The sequence below is a fragment of the Sorangium sp. So ce448 genome, assembly GCF_051520915.1.
GTDB lineage: Bacteria > Myxococcota_A > Polyangia > Polyangiales > Polyangiaceae > Sorangium > Sorangium cellulosum_B.
In genome coordinates this window covers 731501-750141 of the sequence record NZ_CP150343.1, presented here as the reverse complement: position 1 = coordinate 750141, position 18641 = coordinate 731501, and the positions used below count along the sequence as shown (strand labels likewise).

Annotated in this window: 12 protein-coding genes; 3 read left to right on the top strand and 9 right to left on the bottom strand. The window is 74.6% G+C overall.

Going from position 1 to position 18641, the window contains the following annotated elements; translation table 11 throughout:
- Positions 1-15: 15 nt before the first annotated feature.
- Positions 16-2205: a bifunctional alpha,alpha-trehalose-phosphate synthase (UDP-forming)/trehalose-phosphatase gene (locus WMF45_RS02795; protein WP_437715418.1), complete on the bottom strand. Its 2190-nt coding sequence runs from the start codon at positions 2203-2205 to the stop codon at positions 16-18.
- Positions 2206-2304: 99 nt separating this feature from the next.
- Complete coding sequence (locus WMF45_RS02790; protein WP_437715417.1) at positions 2305-4014, bottom strand: serine/threonine protein kinase; 1710 nt, start codon at positions 4012-4014, stop codon at positions 2305-2307.
- A gap of 467 nt (positions 4015-4481) precedes the next feature.
- Between WMF45_RS02790 and WMF45_RS02785 the strand changes: the two genes are divergently transcribed.
- The gene (locus WMF45_RS02785; RefSeq protein WP_437715416.1) at positions 4482-5456 is read left to right on the top strand and encodes a tetratricopeptide repeat protein; all 975 of its coding nucleotides are present in this window, start codon (positions 4482-4484) and stop codon (positions 5454-5456) included.
- A gap of 18 nt (positions 5457-5474) precedes the next feature.
- On the opposite strand, the gene WMF45_RS02780 is transcribed toward WMF45_RS02785, so the two are convergent.
- Entirely contained in the window at positions 5475-6848 is a 1374-nt protein-coding gene (locus WMF45_RS02780; protein ID WP_437715415.1) for a hypothetical protein, read from the bottom strand.
- 386 nt (positions 6849-7234) lie between these two features.
- On the opposite strand from WMF45_RS02780, the gene WMF45_RS02775 reads away from it, so the two are divergent.
- Complete coding sequence (locus tag WMF45_RS02775; protein WP_437715414.1) at positions 7235-8203, top strand: hypothetical protein; 969 nt, start codon at positions 7235-7237, stop codon at positions 8201-8203.
- 46 nt (positions 8204-8249) lie between these two features.
- On the opposite strand, the gene WMF45_RS02770 is transcribed toward WMF45_RS02775, so the two are convergent.
- Both WMF45_RS02770 and WMF45_RS02765 read right to left on the bottom strand, forming a co-directional pair.
- Positions 8250-9080: a hypothetical protein gene (locus WMF45_RS02770; protein ID WP_437715413.1), complete on the bottom strand. Its 831-nt coding sequence runs from the start codon at positions 9078-9080 to the stop codon at positions 8250-8252.
- 43 nt (positions 9081-9123) lie between these two features.
- Positions 9124-11754 carry a hypothetical protein gene (locus WMF45_RS02765; RefSeq protein WP_437715412.1) on the bottom strand — a complete coding sequence of 877 codons (2631 nt, stop codon included), beginning with the start codon at positions 11752-11754 and terminating at the stop codon, positions 9124-9126.
- A gap of 74 nt (positions 11755-11828) precedes the next feature.
- Between WMF45_RS02765 and WMF45_RS02760 the strand changes: the two genes are divergently transcribed.
- Positions 11829-13382 (top strand): WD40/YVTN/BNR-like repeat-containing protein, encoded by a 1554-nt coding sequence (locus WMF45_RS02760; protein ID WP_437715411.1) that lies wholly within the window; start codon positions 11829-11831, stop codon positions 13380-13382.
- Between the two features lie 95 nt (positions 13383-13477).
- Here the strand turns inward: WMF45_RS02760 and WMF45_RS02755 are convergent, their stop codons facing one another.
- The 4 genes from WMF45_RS02755 to WMF45_RS02740 all read right to left on the bottom strand — a co-directional run bounded on the left by WMF45_RS02755 (position 13478) and on the right by WMF45_RS02740 (position 18621).
- Positions 13478-14377 carry a hypothetical protein gene (locus tag WMF45_RS02755; RefSeq protein ID WP_437715410.1) on the bottom strand — a complete coding sequence of 300 codons (900 nt, stop codon included), beginning with the start codon at positions 14375-14377 and terminating at the stop codon, positions 13478-13480.
- Between the two features lie 14 nt (positions 14378-14391).
- The gene (locus WMF45_RS02750) at positions 14392-15249 is read right to left on the bottom strand and encodes a hypothetical protein (RefSeq protein WP_437715409.1); all 858 of its coding nucleotides are present in this window, start codon (positions 15247-15249) and stop codon (positions 14392-14394) included.
- A gap of 274 nt (positions 15250-15523) precedes the next feature.
- Positions 15524-17089: a vWA domain-containing protein gene (locus WMF45_RS02745; protein ID WP_437715408.1), complete on the bottom strand. Its 1566-nt coding sequence runs from the start codon at positions 17087-17089 to the stop codon at positions 15524-15526.
- Positions 17090-17100: 11 nt separating this feature from the next.
- Complete coding sequence (locus WMF45_RS02740; protein WP_437715407.1) at positions 17101-18621, bottom strand: hypothetical protein; 1521 nt, start codon at positions 18619-18621, stop codon at positions 17101-17103.
- Positions 18622-18641 lie beyond the last annotated feature (20 nt).

Genomic DNA, 18641 nt, shown 5'->3' with positions numbered 1-18641 from the left:
CCGCAGCGCGAGCCCTCAGGCGACGAGCGCGCGCAGCAAGCGACGCGCCGAGGCCGGGTCGGGCAGCTGAAACGCCGCGGAGCTCTCCCCGCCGCCCACGTGGATCGTGAGCGCGGTCGGGGGGAGCGCCGCGAACAGGTCCTCGTCGGTCCTGTCGTCGCCGAGCGCGATCACCACCGCGTCGGGCCCCATCATGGCGAGCACCCGCGGCACGATCACCCCCTTGTTGACCCCGCGGAGCCGCACCTCCAGCACCTTCCGGCCCGGGATGAGCTCGAGATCGTGCTCGCGCAGCGCCTCGGCGAGCTCCAGGGGCACCTCGCGGGCCGTCTGGCTGGCGAGCTCCGGGTCGGCGGCCCGGTAGTGCCACGCGATCGAGACCATCTTCTCCTCGATGAAGCTGCCCGCCGTGCGGTCGACGAAGCCCTGGAGGACGTCGCGGACCCTCGGCTTCCAGTCGAGCGCGGCCTCGCGGAGCGCGACCCAGCGCTCTCCGGGCGCGGCGCGCGAGAAGAACCCGTGCTCCGCGTGGAGGCTGATGGGCAGCTCGCCCAGCCACCGCTCGAGGTCCTCGCGCGGCCGGCCGCTCACCACGTGCACCTGCGTCCGCGGGCGCGCCGCGAGCTCGCGCAGCTCGGTGACGAGCGCCTCGTCCGGCTGAGCGAGCTCGGGCATGGCCTCGAGGGGGACCAGCGTGCCGTCGTAGTCGAGCATCACGATCAGCGACGGCGCGCTGCGCGCGCTCGCGATCGTGCTCCCCCGGGGCGCGCCTTCCGGCCGCCGGGCGGCCCCCACCGCGGGCGGGACGCCGCCCGCGCGCTCGAGATCGTTCAGGAAGCGGTGCGACCAGCGGTGCGCGTCGTGCGTCACGACGCGGCGCCGGAGCGCCTGCATCCGGACGCGCTGCTCGGACGGCGACATGACGAGCGCCCGCTGGATCGTCGACGCCACCGCGTCGATGTCGTGCGGGTTCACCAGGAGCGCCTCGATCAGCTCGGCGGCCGCGCCCGCGAACTCGCTCAGCACGAGCGCGCCGGTGTCGTCGATCCGCGAGGCCACGTACTCCTTGCAGACGAGGTTCATCCCGTCGCGCAGCGGCGTCACCATCATCACGTCGGCCGCGAGGTAGAGCGCGACGACCCCGGCCATGGGCATCGACCGGTGCAGGAAGTGGATCGGGACATCGTCGAGCGTCCCGTAGCTGCCGTTGATGCGGCCGACGAGCTCGTTCACGACGCGCCGGAACTCGGCGTAGGCGTCGACGCTCTCGCGCGTCGGCACCGCGAGCTGGATGAACCGGACCTTGCTCCGGAGCTCGGGCTCGCGCTCCAGGAAGCGCTCGATGGCGAGCATGCGCCTCGGGATGCCCTTCGTGTAGTCGAGCCGATCGACCCCGAGCACGATCTTCCGGCCCTGGGCGCTCTCGCGGATGCGCCGCGCCTCGGCGCGGACCTCCTCGTCCCGCGCGAGCCGCACGAACTCGTCGACGTCGATGCTGACCGGATAGGCGCCGAGCCGCACCCGCCGCCCCTCGTACGCGAGCGTCTCCAGGTCGGGATCGAGCCCGAGCACGCGCGCGGCGGAGTAGACGAAGTGGTACCGATAGGCCGTCGTGTGAAACCCGACGACGTCGGCGCCGAGCATGCCGCGCAGCACCTGCTCCCGCCAGGGCAGGATCCGGAAGACCTCGGCCGCCGGGAAAGGGATGTGCAGGAAGAAGCCGATCCGCGCGTCGGGGATGCGCCGCCGCAGCATCGCCGGCACCAGCGTGAGCTGGTAGTCGTGGATCCACACCCTGTCGCCCGGCCTGTACCGGGCGACGATGGCCTCGGCGAAGCGCTCGTTCACCTCGCGGTAGCTCTCCCAGTCGTGCCGGGCGTCGAGGTGCAGCTTCTCGACGAGGTAGTGGAACAGCGGCCACAGGACGCCGTTGGAGAAGCCGTCGTAGTAACGGCTCACCTCGGCCGAGGTGAGGTGCACCGGGGCCGCGCCGAGCTGCTCGAGCCGATCCTCGACCTCTCGGCGCTGCTCCTCGGTGAGGCGCGCGAGGTCGCCCGGCCATCCGAGCCAGAGGCCGCCGTGGCGCTCGTGAGGGCCCCGGAGCGCGGTCACGAGGCCGCCCGCCGAGGGGACGACGGAGACGTCCCCCTGATCGGCGTGGACGGTCACCGGAAGGCGGTTCGAGACGATGAGCAGGCGGGACATGCGCGGCCTGGAAGCTAGCGCATGGCCCCTGCACCACGCCCTTGGGGCGCGGTGAAATCAGGGGCTAACCGATGGTGCTCGTCGGGCGCGCCCTGATCGCTACCGGTCGATCCGGATCGACGGCGCCGTGTTCTCCGGAGGGTTGGGCTTCGACGTGGCCGTGGGCGCTACGGGGCGGGTGGGCCGGCCCCAGTTTCGCCGGCCGCCCGAGCTCGTGTTCGACGGCGCGTCCTCGGTCTTCGCAGGCGCGGCCACCTGCGCGAGCCGCGCGACGGTCTGCACGGACATCTCCGACGGCCCCTGCACGATGGAGTAGGGCTGGAAGCCTTCCTTCTGCAGGGTCAGCCGGCGAGGCGACGCGCGCACCTCGTCGTTCGTGATCGAGAGCTGGAGCGGCGTCTGCCCGAGCGATTTCCCGTCCTCCAGGACGTCGGCGCCCGGCGGGATCGACTCGATGATCAGCATGAACGATGGCGCGCCCTTGTGCTCGCCGGGCGTGCCGGTCGCCGCGGGCGTCGTCGTTGGAGCGGTCGCGACCTCGGGCGTGGCGGCCTCGGTCTGCGCGGGCTTGCGGGTCAGCATGAACGCGCCCGCCGCCACGACGACCGCGCCGATGGCGGCGAGGATCACCGCCTTGCGCCCGCCGCCGGAGGGGGCCTCGTGCGCGCCGGTCGCGCCCTTGGACGCGCCCGCCGCGGTCGCGGCGGCGCCCGGACCCGAGCCGACGCCGGAGGTGCGGCCGCTCGGATCGTCATCACTCGACGGCGCCGGGAGCGTCACCGCGTCCTTGAGCGCTTGCACCGTGGACGAACGCGACGAGATCTGTACGCCGGGCAGCGACTCGAACGAGGTGATCTGCGTGCCGCCGAACGCGGTCGTCACGCCCATGCCGCGGGCGCACTCGCCGAGGCCCTGGATGAGGGCGTCCATCGTCGCGGGCCGGCCGTCCGGATCCTTCGCGAGACAGCGCATCACGAGCGCCTCGAGCGGCTCCGGGATGTCGACGTCCGGGTTCCGCTCCTTCATGCGCGGCACCGGCTGCTGGAGGTGCGCCATCAGGATCTGGATCGACTTCTCGGACTCGAACGGGACCTTCCCGCAGAGCATCTGGTAGAGGATGACGCCGAGCGAGTAGATGTCGGTCCTGAGATCGACCTTGCCGTGCGAGATCTGCTCCGGCGACATGAAGCGGGGCGAGCCCAGGAACGCGCCCTGCTGCGTGAGCTCCTCCGAGTCGTCGCCGAGCTGCTTCACGAGGCCGAAGTCGAGGATCTTGACCGCCTCCTCCGCGTCCTCGTTGGAGACGAGCATGACGTTCGACGGCTTGAGGTCGCGGTGGACGACGCCGTGCTTGTGCGCCTCGCGCAGCCCGCGCGCGATCTGCCGCGCGATGCGCATCGCCTCGGGCGGCGGCAGGCGCCCCTGCCGGCGCACGCGCCGGAAGAGCGTCTCGCCCTCGAGGAACTCCATCGCCATGAAGAACCGCTCCTGATCGTCGGCCTCGATGCGGCCGTAGTCGAAGACGGTGACGATGTTCGGGTGCTGGAGGCGCGCGAGGATGCTCGCTTCGAGGAAGAAGCGCTTGTGGAAGTTCGGGTCGAGCTGCCGCGAGGCCTGGTTGGGGATCAAGACCTTGATCGCCACCTGGCGCCCGAGCGGGAGCTGCTCGCCGCGATAGATCGTGCCCATGCCGCCGGTCGCGAGCTGGGAAAGGATCTTGAACTTTCCGTTGAGCACCTTTCCGAGCAACGGATCGATCGGCTCGCTGCGCGCTACTTCATCGACGACGTTTTCGTTGGCACCACTCATATGAACTCCGTCGCCTTCCCCGTGCGGGCGCGGGCGAGCCCTCCCCTCGGTGACGATGCCTCGCGATGCGTGAGCCTGGACCTCATGATCGTGGGGAGCGTCGGCGCGTGGGGCCGTCGGGGCAGTCTAAACGGAAGAAATGTCCTTGGCGACCTTTCCTCGATCGCCTCCACGATCGCCCCGCTCGTGAGGCCGGGGCCCCCGCGCGAGAGGCCGAGCGTGAGGCGCTGCACCATGCGCCGTGCGCCATAGCCCCGATCGACGGGAGCCGCCAGTTGCTGGCATCGAGCGTCTGCATCGCACCTTCGCGCCACGAGATCCTGCGAGCAGAGTACACTGCTCCGCGCCCGCGCGATGCTCTTCCGATCATCCTTGTCGGGTGCCGCCGCCGGACGCCGGCCGGTGCGCGCCGGACGTCCCTGCCGGCCTTCTCGCCCTCCCGGGTGGGGACGAGGTAGTAGAGGAGGATGCGACCGGATCGCGCCGTGCTGCGCTGGTGGAGGGGAAGAGAGTACCGGCGCCTACTCGACGTGGCCGCGTCCGAGCTTGCCGGCTCGCGCCACGCCGACGCGGAGGCGACATGCGCGCGGGCGCTCCGGATCGCCGAGGAGATCTACGGTGACGGGGACGCCGAGCTGACGGCGCCGCTCTACGCGCTGAGCTCGGCGCGGCTCGCGCAGGGGCGGCTGGACGAGGCGCGCGCGAGCTCCGCGAGGGCGATCGCCATCGCCGAGGCGGCGGCGAGCGCCGATCCGCCGCTGCCGAGGCTGCTCGAGCAGCTGGCCGCCATCCTCGAGCGGCAGGGCGAGCTCGACGACGTCGAGGCGCTGTTCCGCCGGATGCTCGCGGGCTACGAGCGGATGCGCGACCCCGACCCCATCGAGCTGTCGGCGCTGCTGAACCGGCTCGGCCTGCTGCTCGGCAGGCGGGGGGCCCGCGCCGAGGCGGCGCCGCTCTTCCGGCGGGCGATCGCGCTGCGGGAGGGGGCGCTCGGCGCCCGTCACGCGCTCGTCGCGGAGGCGCTCTACAACGCCGCCACGTTCCTGGAGCTGGAAGAGGACCTCCCGACCGCCGAGCGGGAGAGGATGCTCCGGAGGGCGCTCGAGATCGCCGAGGCGGGGGCGGGCGTGGACGGGGCCCTCCTTGCGTCGATCCTGCACAACCTGGCGGCCGCCCGGGAGGCGCTCGGGGACGCGGCCGAGGCGGCGGCGCTGTACGAGCGCGCGCTCTCCGCGCGGGAGGCGCTGGTCGGGGCCGCCCACCCGTCGCTCCGGCCGACGCTCGTCCGGCTCGCGCAGGTCCACCACGCCGCGGGGCGGCCGTCCACGGCGCTGCCGCTGTACGAGCGGGCGCTCGCGCTCGCCGAGGCGGAGCTCGGGGCGGACCACCCGGTGGCCACGGCGATCGGGGCCTGGATGGCCGAGGCGCGGAGCCGGAGCTGACCCTGCCGCTCCCGTCGATCAGCGCTCGGACGACGGATCGCCGCCTTCGCGCCAGCGCTCGACGAGCTCCGGGAGGACGGTCGAGGCCATCTGGAGCAGGTGCGCCATGTGGTGTTCGGGCGTGTTGCCCCGGAACCCACGGACATGGAGCTCGCCGACGCTCGCCTCGGTGGTCGGGATCATCTGCTTCTCGAGCTTCTTCGAGACGGCGCCCTCGGCCGCGCGCAGCCGCAGGTGCGGGGGCGCGTCCGACGCGGGCGATCGCTCGACGTGGTGCCCCGCCGCGGCGTCGAGCAGGTAGCTGGCCGTGGCGGTGGAGCTGGCGTACGCGATCGGGTCGATCTCCGAGTGCGTGATGGTGAACAGCAGCTTGTCCGAGGCGGCGAGCTGCGCGGCGCGCGCGAACGAGGCGAGCTGCAGCGGGTTGAGGCCGCTCGGCTGCTCCGGGACGAAGCCGCAGTGGATGCCGTCGGTGACGAGGATCGCGTCGAGGGTCTCGGTGCCGCGGCGGAGCTCCAGGATCTTGGCGACCGCGCCGTAGCCCGCGCTCCACGAGGAGAGGGCGACCCGCCGGAGCCGCGGGGTCGGCAGCCCGCGCTGCGCGAGCGCCCTGTCGATGTCCGCGAGCAGGCTCTCGTAGACGCCCGGCGTCGCGTAGAAGTCCTCGTACGCGCCCGAGCCGATGCCGAGGTTGATGACGGCGACCGCGGCGTTCAGCCCGGCGACCTCGGCGCTCTCGCGGACGAGCTGGGTGTTGCCGTGGAAGTGCAGCAGGAGATCGTAGCTCGACCCGGCGGGCCTGAACGTGTCGGGCGTGAAGAGCACGCCGCCGCGGATCGACGCGTACCCGTCGTGCCGGATCGCGGGCGGCGGCGTCACCGGCGCGGACGGCGGCTCCGGCGGCAGCAAGCGCGCGAGCCCCTCCGGCGCGACGGCCGCGATCGCCCCGGCGTCCTCGCGCGAGGAGCGCAGCGCGAGCAGCGACGCGCGGTTGACGGGGGTCATGGCGCGGAAGGCCTCGGCGGAGGCGATCGGCATCCGCGCGGCGATCCCGCGCGCGGCGGCGGCGACGACGACGATCACGGTGGCCGCGGCCAGGACGAACGCCCCGAGTGCACTCCACACGCGCGCGCGGCGCTCGCCGGGCGAGGGCGCAGACCAGGACCCGTACGGCCCGGCCCCGGCCATGGGGAAGGGCGGCGTCCCCTGCAGCGCGGGCGGGGCGAAACCGGGAAGGAACGCTTGCTCCTCAGGTGCCGGGGCCATGCCGAGGGGGGGCAGGTCGAGGGGAAGACCGCGATCCGGGCAGCCCTGGACCACGGTGACGGGCGGCGGCGTGGGCGTCGGCGACAGGTCCGCAGGCGACCCGTCAGCGCGCACGTTTCCCTTCATTTCGATACCCCTCCCTTACAACGGGGATGTAGCGCCCAGCCCTGGCTCGCCAGACGCTGCGTCTGTTCCGTGAGCGCGCCGCACGGCGGCAGCACGCTGCGTTTCTGCTCCTGCCGTGAGCCCGGAAGGCGTCGCGGCAGGCGGAGCATCGACCAGTACGGTCTCGAGCTCAAGCGGCAACCGTGCCGTAGCCGCATATTTAAGCGTGGCCGTAATACCCTGGCCCCTGCTGGAACACGCATGGGTGAGCCTGTCGGGCCGCAAAGCGAGGGAGCGGGTGGGGTGTGCCCGGGGCTGCGCAGGTGCGCGCGAGCGGGGGCGTGAGCACGCCGGCGACGAAACGCGCACTTGCGCCCCTGTCCGGCACCCACCAAGGTGCTCGGCGCTTGCTCTCCCGCGAGGTCCGCTTCCTGCTCGCAGCGACGCTGCTCCATGCCGCCATCCCGCTGCTCGCGCGGATCGCGGGCGCCCCGGGGCCGCTGCTCGAGGCCCGCTCGAGCGGCGCGCGCCGCGAGGTGGAGATCGAGATAGAGCCCGTCGCGCCGCGCGGGCCGGAGCAGGACGAGGCGCGCACGCCCCCGCCGCGCACGCCGGACGAGGCACGGCCGCGCGAGGCGGAGCCGGTCCTCGGCCGGACGGCGCGCCGCGAGCGGCGGCCGCTCGATCCACAAGCGCCGACGGAGGCGCCGGTCGAGCCGCGGGAGGGTCCCGTGGCACCTCCGGCCCCGGCGCCCTCGAGCGAGTACGACGGGCCGCCGACCGCCGAGGCGCCGCGCGGGGTCGCCGGCCTCGGGGGGGCGCCGGTGTGGCAGCTGCCCGGCGTTCTGCCGGAGCGCGCGCGGCCGGCGCCGGCGCCGACCGCGCCGGCCGCGCCGCGCGAGGTCTCGGCGGACAAGGCGGGCGAGCTGCTGCGCGAGGCGATGCGCGATCGGGACAAGACGCTGGGGCTGGATCTGCCCGCCGCCGGCACGGTCGCGTCCGTGGTGGCGGACGTGGTGCGCAGCGCCGAGACGCCCTCGACGGCGCGCGCGGTGTTCGAGGTGCACCTGAGCGGCGCCGGCGCGGTGCTCGGGGTGCGCGCGCTGTCGTCGACGGCCGGAGCGGCGGCGCTCTGGGCGCGGGTGGCGCGCGAGGCGGCGGCGCAGCTCGCCGGGCGCGTGCTCGCGATGACCGCCGCATTCGGCAAGGGGGCGAAGGTCTACGTCACGGTGAGCTCGTCGGTGCAGATGCCGAGCGGCGCCACGTCGGGCGGGATCCACCAGCAGGGCGCGGGCTTCGGGTTCGACGTCGCCGACATCGGGGCCCGGCCCCGCCGCCTCGTCCAGTCGAGCTTTCGCGTCGAGGCGATCGACTGAGGCGATCGCAGCGGCGGAGGCGCGCGACGCGCGCGAGCCCGGGCGATCAGCGGCCCCGGCGCGCCGTCCAGCGCCTGGTGCGCGCGGCGCTCGCGGCGAGGCCGAGCCAGAGCAGCCCGAGCAGGCTCAGCCCCGCCGGGACGCCGGTGAGCCAGACGAGCGCTGGCAGCGGCGGGCGCGTCGGACAGGGGCGGCGCGTGTCGAAGCGGCAGGCGTGATGCCGATCGAGCTCCTCCGCGGCCGCGCGGACCTCGGGGACGTCGTCTGGCAGGCCCCGCAGGGCCGCGGAGGCCATCATGTACGCCGCGGAGGCGGCGCGATCGTGCGCCGGGTCGGCCGGCACGCGGTCGCGCACGAGCTCGCTCAGCCGGGCGGCGCGCTGCGCCGGCGCCTGCTCGGCCAGCGCTCCGGCGAGGTGCCGCGCGAGCGCCTCGTCGAGCTGCAAGGCGCAGGCGACGGCGCGATCTTCCCCTGGCGTGAGGTAGACCGTCTCGCCCGACGCCGTCTGGCGCGGCTCCGTGCCGGACGCCGCGACCGGCTTGCGCAGCGCGACCCGCGCCCCGCGGACGCAGCTCGGGACCCTCGGGAGGGCGCGCAGGTGCACCGCGGCGTGGCGCTGGTACGCGACGCCGGCGATCGCGCCGAACGAGAGCGCCAGCGCGAGGAGCGCGGCGACCCGGCGCGCGCCGGCGCGCGTTCCGGCGCCGGCGCGCTCTCCGGCGCCGGCGCGCTCTCCGGCGCCGGCGCGCTCTCCGGCGCCGGCGCGCTCTCCGGCGCCGGCGCGCTCTCCGGCGCTGGCGCGCGCTGGCGGCGCGGCGCGCTCCTCGCCGGTCTCCGGCGCGGGAGCCGGCTCGCCGGAGGGCTCTCGGGACGACATGGCCGGCGGTATGGACAGCCGCGACGACGCTGTCAATGCGCCGTCACGAGGGGGGCGCCGCGCCGGCGAGGCGCGCCACCTGCGCCCACGCGCGGGCCGCCCCCTCGTGCCCGGTCGCGGCCGCGAGCTGCGCCAGGAACTGCGCGCACGCCTGCTCGCCGTGGGGATCCTCGGCCTCGCGGGCGCGCGCGAGGGCGCTCAGCGCCTCGAGGAGCGCGCCCTCCGTGCGGCCCGAGGCGGCCAGCGCGACGCCGTACGCGAGCAGCGCCCGGGCCCGCTGCGAAGGCGACGCGTCGGCCTCCGCGGCGATCCGGAAGCGCCGGAGCGCCTCCTCCTTCGCGCCGCGCCCGAGCGAGATCAGGCCGGTCATGCGCTCCGCCAGATCGAGGTGCTCGCCGGTGCGGCGGAGCTCGCCCACGAGCCGCTCGAGCGTGCGGAGGTCGCCCTGGACGAGCGCCTGCTTGGCCAGCTCGGCGAGGCGGACCGCGATGTCGTTCATCGACAGGACGGGCGACTCCGTTGTCTTCGCGAGCGGATCTCCGGAGGCGTCGGCGCATGGAAGGCCGACGTCCGGGGAGGTCTCGTCGGGAAAGTCCCTGGGCGCGTCGTCCGGTTGCGCCGTAGGCGCGCCGGCGACGTCGCCGCGCTCGCCCTCCAAGGCGAGCGCGGAGCGCGCCGCGCGCTGCGGCTCCGGCGCGTCGCCGACCACCTCGATCGGCGTGCGGTAGGTAGGCGGCTGGCTCGACGAGCTGTCCGGCGCCCCGTCCCGGTGATCTCTGGCGGTCTCCTGCTCGTCGGCGAACGCGAGCAGCTCCGCGGCCGAGCCCTCGAGCAGCGCGTCGCCGGCCGCGCGCCCGGCGCGCCCGGCGAGATCGGCCGCGGAGCGCCGATCGCCCGCCTTCGCGGCGTGCCACGCGGCGTCGGCGAGGCCGAGCACGCTGGCGTGATCCTCGACGACCCGCGCCGCGGCCAGGTGCCACGCGGCGCGCTCGCCCGGCGGGACGCCAGCGAGCAGGGCGTCGCGCAGCGTGCGCGAGGAGAGCCGCAGCCAGCCAGGCTCCGGCCGGAAGACCCAGCCGGCGCCGAGCAGCGCCGCCTGGACCGCGGCGATCTTCGGGGCGCCGGTGCCGTCGCACAGCGCGTCGATCGCCGCGTCCGACGCGTCCCCGCCGAGGGTCGCGAGCGCGGTGAGCACCGTGCGCTGGCCGATCGCGAGCAGGCGCAGCCGGCCCTCGATCGAGCGGAGCGCGGGGGGCGCGGCGAGCTCGGCGCCGGTCATCGTGCGCGGGGGCCTGCCGCGCCCGGCGCTGCGCCGGCGCGGCCCGACGCTCCTGCCGATCCAGCGCAGCGCGCCGCTCTCCAGCGCCTCGCAGAGGAGCTCGCGCACGGCCAGCGGGTACGCGGGCGCGCGCGCGGCCCAGCGGCGCGCGCCCGCCTCGTCGATGCAGCCGTCGAGGAGGCGGCGGACGAGATCCTGCGCGCCCGGCCCGGAGAGCGGCCCCAGCGTGACCGTCGCGGCGGGGGTGAGCGCGGTGAGCGGCGCGGGGAGCGGATCCGAGCGCCCGAGCCGGGCGACGGCGCGCGGGCCGCCGCCCGGCGAGAGGGCGAGGGCGATCGCGTCGAGGCTCGCGGCGTCGACCTCGGAGGCGTCGTCGACGGCGAGCAGGCCGACGCGGACGTCCGACGGGGCGAGCCACACGGCGAGCACCTCGGCGGCGATCCTCGGCTCGACGCCCTCGCCGGCGAGGAGCCGCGCGAGCGCGGGCTTCAGCCGATCCGGGAGCACCGGCGCGCGGGCGCGGCTCTTCTCGGCGCGGAGCGCCGCGCGCGCGAGGGCGCGCCGGAGCGCGCCGAACGGCTCGCGCGAGGCCCCGATCGGCGCGACGAAGAGGCTCCGCGACGGCGCGAGCAGCCGCTCCAGCTCGAGGAGCAGCCGCGTGCCGCCGGCGCCGGGCTCGGCCCGGACGATCGCGAGCGAGCCGGGGGGCACGGCGAGCTCGGCGAGCTCGGCCTCGCGGCCGATGAGCGGCGGCTTGCAGAGGCGCGCCACGCTCTCGGCGACCTGCCTGCGCAGCGGCTGCTGCGCGTCGAGGCGGAGGCCGCGCACCCGGCGCGCGCCGTCGATGCCGCGGTGGGCGCCGAGGGTCATGAGCTCGCCCGAGATCACGGCGGGGAGCGCCGGATCGAGGAGCACGTCGCCGGGGAGCGCGACGCGGGCGAGCATGACGGCGACGAGCAGCGGCTGCCCCCAGGACAGCGCGGTGAAGCGCCCCGCCTCGCCGACGTAGGTCATCTCGCCCTGCGCGATGCCGACCGCGAAGCGCGCGTCGGGGTGCACCGACGCGTCCTCCGCTGCGAGCGCGGCGAGCAGCACGGCCTCCTCGACGTCGTCGGGGGTGAACTCGAACGAGAAGGTCTGCGCGCTCCAGGCGCACAGGGTGGCGCCGAGCGCCTCGGCGCGCTTCTTCAGCGCGAGCGCCCTGGCGAGGTAGCTCTCCTCGCCGCGCGCGGCGCCGCCGGTCGAGCGCGCGGCGCGCGCCGGCGCCGCGCGCGACGGCGGCGCGGGCGCCCGCGGCGCGCCGCGGCGGCCGGGCCACGGCGCGACCGCGTCCGTGCTGTCTGGCTGCGAGAGGGCCGCAGTACCTCGAAAAGACACGACGATGCGCTCCGGCATTGCGGCGAGTGTAGCGGGGCGCGGAGGGCGCGTGGGCGGTTCTCGGCGCGCGCCGCGGTACGATGGATCCCTTGATGCGATCGTCTCCCCCGCGCGCCGTGAGGCCGGGCTCTCGCCCGGCGCGCGCTGTCGCGCTCGCCGCGCTCGTCGCCGTGCCGCGCGCTGTCGCGCTCGTCACCGCCGCGCTCGTCGCCATGGCGCTCCCCTCCCCTGCCGCTGCGAACGGCGTCTTTCCCTCGGCGGACCAGATCGTGTTCGACCCGGCGGATCCAGCGCGTGCCGTCGCCCGGATGACGTACGGCCTGCTGGCCACGCGCGACGGGGGCGCGAGCTGGCGCTGGATCTGCGAGGGCGCGGTCGGGTACGACGACACGGCCGGCCAATCCCCGCCCATCGCGGCGGCGGCGAGCGGCCGGGTGCTCGCCGCGCTGACCGACGGGATCGCGGTCGGCGCCGAGGGCGGCTGCGCCTGGGCGCGCGCCGCCGAGCTCGCGGGGCGGGAGGTGATCGATCTCTCGGTCCGGCAGGGCGATCCGTCGCACGTCGTCGCGGTGGCCGCGGGGACCAGGCACGGCCTCTGGACGTCGCGCGACGGCGGCGCGAGCTGGACCGGCGCAGGGGCGCCGCTCCCGGCGGGCTTTATGGCCCGGACGGTCGACGTCGCGCCGTCGGATCCGCGGCGGGTCTACGTGAGCGGCCTCGCGAGCGAGGGCGGCTCCGTCACGGGGGTGCTCGCGCGCTCGGCCGACGGCGGGGAGACGTGGCAAACCGCGGCGGTGCCGGGGAGCACGACGTCGCGCGAGCCTTACATCGCGGGGGTCGATCCGCGCGACGCCGACGTGCTGTACGTGCGGATCGCGAGCGCGCCCGGGCGCCTGTTCGTCTCGACGGACGGCGGGGCGGCGTTCGCGCCGGTGTTCACGACCGAGGGCTTCGTGCGCGCGTTCGCGATCTCGCCGGACGGCGCGACGGTGGCGGTGGGCAGCGACATCGACGGCGTCTTCCGCGCGCCCTCGTCGACGCTGGCCTTCGAGCGGGTCTCGAGCGTCGCGCCGCGCTGCTTCGCCTGGACGGATTCGGGCCTCTACGCGTGCGCGAGCGAGTTCCTGGACGGCTTCACGATCGGCCGCTCGCTCGACGGCGGCGCGACGTTCGAGCCGCTGCTCCAGCAGGGGTGCATTCGTGGTCCTCTGGAGTGCGCGGCGAGCACCGCGGTCGGAGCGGTCTGCCCGACGGACTGGCCGAGGATCGCGCTGATGACGGGCCACCGGGACTGCACGCCGGACGCCGGTTCAGCCGCGGCCGGCAGCGGCACGAGCGCCGTCGCGACGGGCGCGACCGGCGCCGGCGCGGCGCCGGCGAGCGGCGGCGACCAGGCGAGCGCCGCGGGTGTAGGCGGAGCGCCCGACGGACCAGGAGGCAGGGCGCCGCCTTCTGGCCGGGCGCGGCCGGGCGAGGCGGGCTGCGGCTGTCGTACCGGCGCGGAGGGGAGCCGGGCCGGCGCCGTTGCCGCCGCGTGCCTCGCGGCGGCCGCGGCGGCGCGACGGAGGTCGCGACGCGCTAGCGTCGTACGAGGGGCGCTCGGCCGAGCCAGGACCAAGACGGACAGCCGCGAGGGCCGCCTCTGAGAGGTCGCGACGTGCGGGCGCCCCCTCGCGAAGGGGGCATGTCGATCCGGAACCGGAGTCGGCCCCCTCATGAGCCCGCTCCGACAGGTGACGAGTCAGGGAGAGATGACGACCCGCTGCGCGGCCATCGCGACGTCACCGTTCGGGTCCTCCAGGGCAACCTCGATATCGAGCGGTTGTCCCCGGACGGATTCGACCGGGAGCCCCCGGTCCACCTGAAAGCGCACGCCATCGATCTCGCAGCGGTCCTCCCCGGCCTTGTGCATCGTGACCTGCGCGGTGAAGGGAAGGAGCTCGAACTCCAGCTCGGGGAAGTGCCCCTCCACGGTCAGGCGCGAGCCCATCTGCCGGAGGCCGGTCACGCGCAGCGCGAGCCACACGTGATGGCCCCCTTGAGGGCCCGCCTCGATCGGCACCACCTCGCCAGGCTCCAGCGAAGCGAACGCGCTTTCCCCCTGCCCGATCACGACCGCGGGGTCGCCGGAGCTTGGCGTCTTGCACGCATCGCTCGCCGACGCGATCCACAGCGGGTCGTAGTCGGTGAGGGCGGAGGGGGCGATGAAGGGCTCGACGCACGCCCCCGCCGCGCAGGTCGCGCTCGCCGCGCAGGGGGTCGCGCAGCACGCCTCGTCGAGCGAGACGGGCAGGAGCAGGCTCCGCCCGCCAGCCGCGCGGGTCGCGCCCCTCCGCGTCACGATCGGAGAGGCCTCGCCGTCGCGGAACGCCGCGATGGACAGCTCGATCTCCGCGCCGTCGGGCGCTGGCCCGACCACGAGCTCGGCCGGGAGCGACAGCTCTCCCCCGCCATACGAGAGACGCTCGGTGCCCGTGACGACGCCATCCACCTTCGTGGTCGTCTCGATGTGATCGAACTGGAAGCCAACCGCCATATCCGTGGTGATGCCGATCACCACGAGCGCGTCAGCCGCCTCGCTCGCACAGCCCGCGGAGCACAGGAGGAGCAGCGCGAGCAGCGCCTCGTGGGTCGGCCGCACGCTCACCTGGACGCTCAGCCCGACGTACGCGATGAGCGCTTGCGGCGCCGCGCAAGCCAGCCTGCCGCCGCGGCGAGCACCGCGAGCGGCGCGGTGAGGGAGGCCTTGCTCGCAGGCCTGGCGGCGCACATGCCGGCTGCGAGGTTCCCGTCGATGCCGTCTGGACCGATGGTGACCTCCGCCTCGGCCTTCACGCTGACGCCCTGCGCGAGCAGCGCGTTCACGCACGCCGGGATCTGCGATCCGGAGATGATGTACTTCCCATTGCAGAAGAGCGCGCCGTCGCCGCTGCAGGAAGCGTCGCAGTTCGCGCGGAACTCGTGCTCGCAGTCCTCGAATTCCTCGTTCTGACACGTGGTCTGGCAGTCCATGTTCGCGTCGGCCGTGCACGAGCCTCCGCAGCACTCGATGCAGTGCTGGTAGCAGCCGCCATCCACCGTCACGCACTTGGCGCCGCACTCGCTGTCGCAGTTCGCGTCCCACGTCGCGGCGCACTGGGCGGCGTCGACGGCGCCACGACACTCGACGTCCCGCGTGGTGGTGCACTCGACGAAGCAGTTGTGGGAGCAGATGACATTGATGCCCCTGTCGCAGTCCGCGCTGCACTGCTCGGTGCAGCTGTCCGTGCAGCCCGCCTCCGCCGAGAGGGTGCACTCCGTCTTGCAGACTTGCACGAGCTTCGTGGCGCACGCGGTCTTGTAGATCCCGAGCTCGCTGCAGCCCGCGGTGCACTCGCCCGTGACGCGCACCTCGCAGTTCGACAGGCCCTCGAAGCGAATGTTGCCGCACTCCGGGACACCCGCGCTCGCCGGGAGAGCGGCCGTGAGACAGACGGTGATGCTCGCCAGCCCGAACCACATGGATCTTCGCATAGGTGCACTCTCCTCCTCGACGGCCGGGAAAATTCGATCCTACACAAGGCGATCGCCGCGAGGAAGCGACATCGCCGCGGCGCACGTTCGCGGCGCACAGGACGCGTTGTTGTGTACGCGTGCACGCGTACACGCGTACACGCGGAGCGCATGTGGAGACGCGGAGACGTCGAGACGCGTGTTGAGGGGGATCGACGGGAATGGGGGTCACGAGCGAGGCGCGCTGGAGTCACCTGGGGCGCGTCACCGTCACCTGGCGCGCGGCGCGCGGCGCTCAATCGGCGGGCCAGGGGTTCGGCGGATCCGCCGGCGTGTAGGGCTGCACGTTCGCCTCCGCCGTGATGAGGTTCTCGATGAACAGATCGACGTAGCGCAGGTCGTCCTCGACGTCGGGGTCCGGATGATCCGCGAGCCACGCCTCGACGTTCGGCCGCAGCGCCTCGAGCGTGCGCCGCGCGGTGCGGGGGTCGGCGTCCGCGGCGAGCTGGGCGGCGAGCTTGAACCCGGCGAAGAGGTTCAACATCACGAAGCCCTTCTCGACGGTGTCGCCGGAGAAATAGCCGGCCTCGGGCGGCGCGTCGGGCGCGCTCGGCGCCTCGATGTCGACCTCCTGCGCGTGCGCCTCGCCCGTCAGCGGGTGCCGCCACGACAGCGCGAGGCTGCCCACGGCGCGCGGGTCCTCGACGCCTTGCTGGTCGGGCTTCGGCACGAGCTCGAGCAGGATGGCGCCTCCGCCGCCGCGCCGGCCGGAGCCGACGGGCTCCGCGGCGCTCGTCCGGCCGGCGAGGAAGAGGCTCGGGATGTGCACGGCGCCGCCGCGCTCGCCGCCCTGCCAGCCGTTCGTGCCGTACGCGCCGCGCACGACGTAACCGTCGCCCACGGCGACGTCGAGCTCCACGTCGAGCGCCAGCGGCACGAGGAACGTCTTCACCTCCTCGGCGAAGACCTCCTCCACCGCCTTCGGGTCCTCGAGGAAGTAGAAGTTGCCCGCGCCGACCTCGCTGATCCCGCGCATCGCGTCGACGTCGAACTCGGCCCCGACGCCGATGGCCGTGAGGCCGATCCCCTTCTCCGCGTACCCCGCCGCGAGCGACACGAGCCGCTGAGGCGAGGTGAGCCCGGCCGTGGCCACGCCGTCGGACAGGAAGATCACGCGGTTCTGCCAGGCCGGATCGAGGTGCTGCTCGGCGAGCGCATATGCGGTGAAGAGCCCCTCGTACAGGTTGGTCGACCCCCGCGCGGTCAGGCCCTCGAACGCCTCCGTGAGCGCCTCCCTGTCCGAGCCCTCCGCCTGCTCGAGGACGACCTCGGCCGCGTCCGCGTAGCGGACGAGCGAGATCCGGTCGGTCGGCTGGAGGGCGTCGATCATCTCGACGAGCCCCGCCCTGACGTAGGCGATCGGGTCGCCTTGCATCGAGCCGCTCGTGTCGACGGCGATGACGAGGTGCAGCGGCGGCCGCTCGAGCGCGCCGAGGTCCACGGGCGAGTTCATCCCGATCTGGATGAGCGTGCAGGGCGAGCCGCTGATCATGTTGCCCATGATCCCGAGCAGCCCGTGCATGCACACGTCCTCGCCGCACGTCGCGGCCGGGTAATCGAGCTTGTGCTCGGCGAAGAAGCCGACGTCGTCGAGCGTGTCCGGCCCCGGGATCTCGCCGTCCTCCAGGATCTGCCGGAACAGGCCGAAGTCCTGCGCGCCGCCCTGGGAGACGCCCACGCTGCCCGGGGGGTCCGTGGGTGCGGCGAAGCCGCGTTCTGCGTCGCCGGAATCGGCGCAGCCGGCCGCGCCGAGCGCGGCGGCGGCGCCGAGCGCGAGGACATCATGGATGCGGAGCTTCATGGCGTGACCTCCTACGGCGCCGCGGCGGTGGCGACCAAGACCGACTCGAGCAGGCGGGGTTGATCGATGGGAACGGTGAAGCACGCCGCGTCACGCACGGGCATGTCGTCGGCGCGCACGAGGAAGAGCGCGCCGGCGCCCTCGGCGAGCTCCGCGCTCTCGCCGGGCCGCAGCGAGACGACGCCGGAGACGCCCTCGCCGAGGAGCGACGCCTCGAGCGGCTCGACGAGGCTTCCGCACGCGTCGTGGAACGCGTCGCAGCCCGCGAGCGGCGAGAGATCGGCCGAGAAATCGGCGGCCGGCTGCCGGCCGACCATCGACCAGCGGGCGAGCACGTTGCCCCGCAGCGCGAGCACAGCGTGCGTCGCGCTCTCGATGTGGATGCCGCGCGCGAAGGCGAGCTGGTCCCGCGGCAGCTCCGGGTAGCTGCCGCGGTCGATCGCGACGGAGCTCACGCGGAGGACGTCGCCTTCGCTGAACGGGATGGCCTCGGCAGGAGCGCAGAGGAAGAACGTCTCGCCGCGCTCGAGCGTGAGGGCATGACAGCCGTCCGGAGACGACGTCACGCCGGTGAGGACCCCCGCCCCGGGGACGGGCATGGTCCAGTCGAGCCCGCTCCCCGTGGCGTGGACGCCGCACGCGCTCGCGGGCGACGGCGTCTCGAGGGGAGGCGCCGGGAACACCGCCGGGTGCTCGGCGAGCGCGAGCCTGGCCCCGGCGCGCTGCAGGACGATCATCCGATCCGGCTGCGGGTTCTCCGTCGACGTGACGAGCAGCTGCTCCGGAAAGTCCGTCGCGGACCAGGCGAGGAGCGTGAGCGGCAGCCCGTCGGCGTCGATCAGGTAGCTGTCGCACCCGGCGTTGCCCAGCGGGAGCGCGCGGCCGGGCGCGATGAGCCAGGTCTCGGCGTTCTCGAACAGATCGCGCGAGAGGGCGCCCGTCGGGTCGTCGAGCACGACGCCGCAGTCGACCCGCACCGACTCCCGGAGGCGCCGCACGCGGATGAGCTGCTCGGTCCCGGTCGTGTTGCCGATCACGAGCGATGCGAGCTCCTGCGGCTGCGGCGGCGCGCACCCCTCGTCCTCGCCGCACGGAGGCGGATCGTAGCTCGTGGCCACGCAGGACAGGCCGCCTGCCATCAGCGCCAGGCGGTGGGCGACCGGGCGCGCGGGCTCCGGCCGCGCCATCGCCTCGCCGAGCACCCGGTACGAGGCGAGGAGGACCGGCAGCGCGATGAGGTCCGTCGGGTCGACGGTGATCCGCCACGGGAGCGGCGTGAGCGCCATGAGCCCCTCGACCGCGCGGGCGGCCTCCGGAGCGAGCTTGATGGCCGAGAAGACCACGCCGGTGACGACGTGCGCGCCGAGGAATCCGCGGCGCGAGGTCACGCGGAGCAGCGAGGCGAGGACCGCGGGCGCGACCAGGAGCCCAGCGAAGTCGCTGAGCTTCCCGGTCAACCACCCAGGGAGCAGGCCGGAGCCCTTGAGGGCGTGATCGTTGAGGACGAGGAGCGCCAGGGCTCCCAACCACAAGGGGTGAAGGAGCGTTCGAG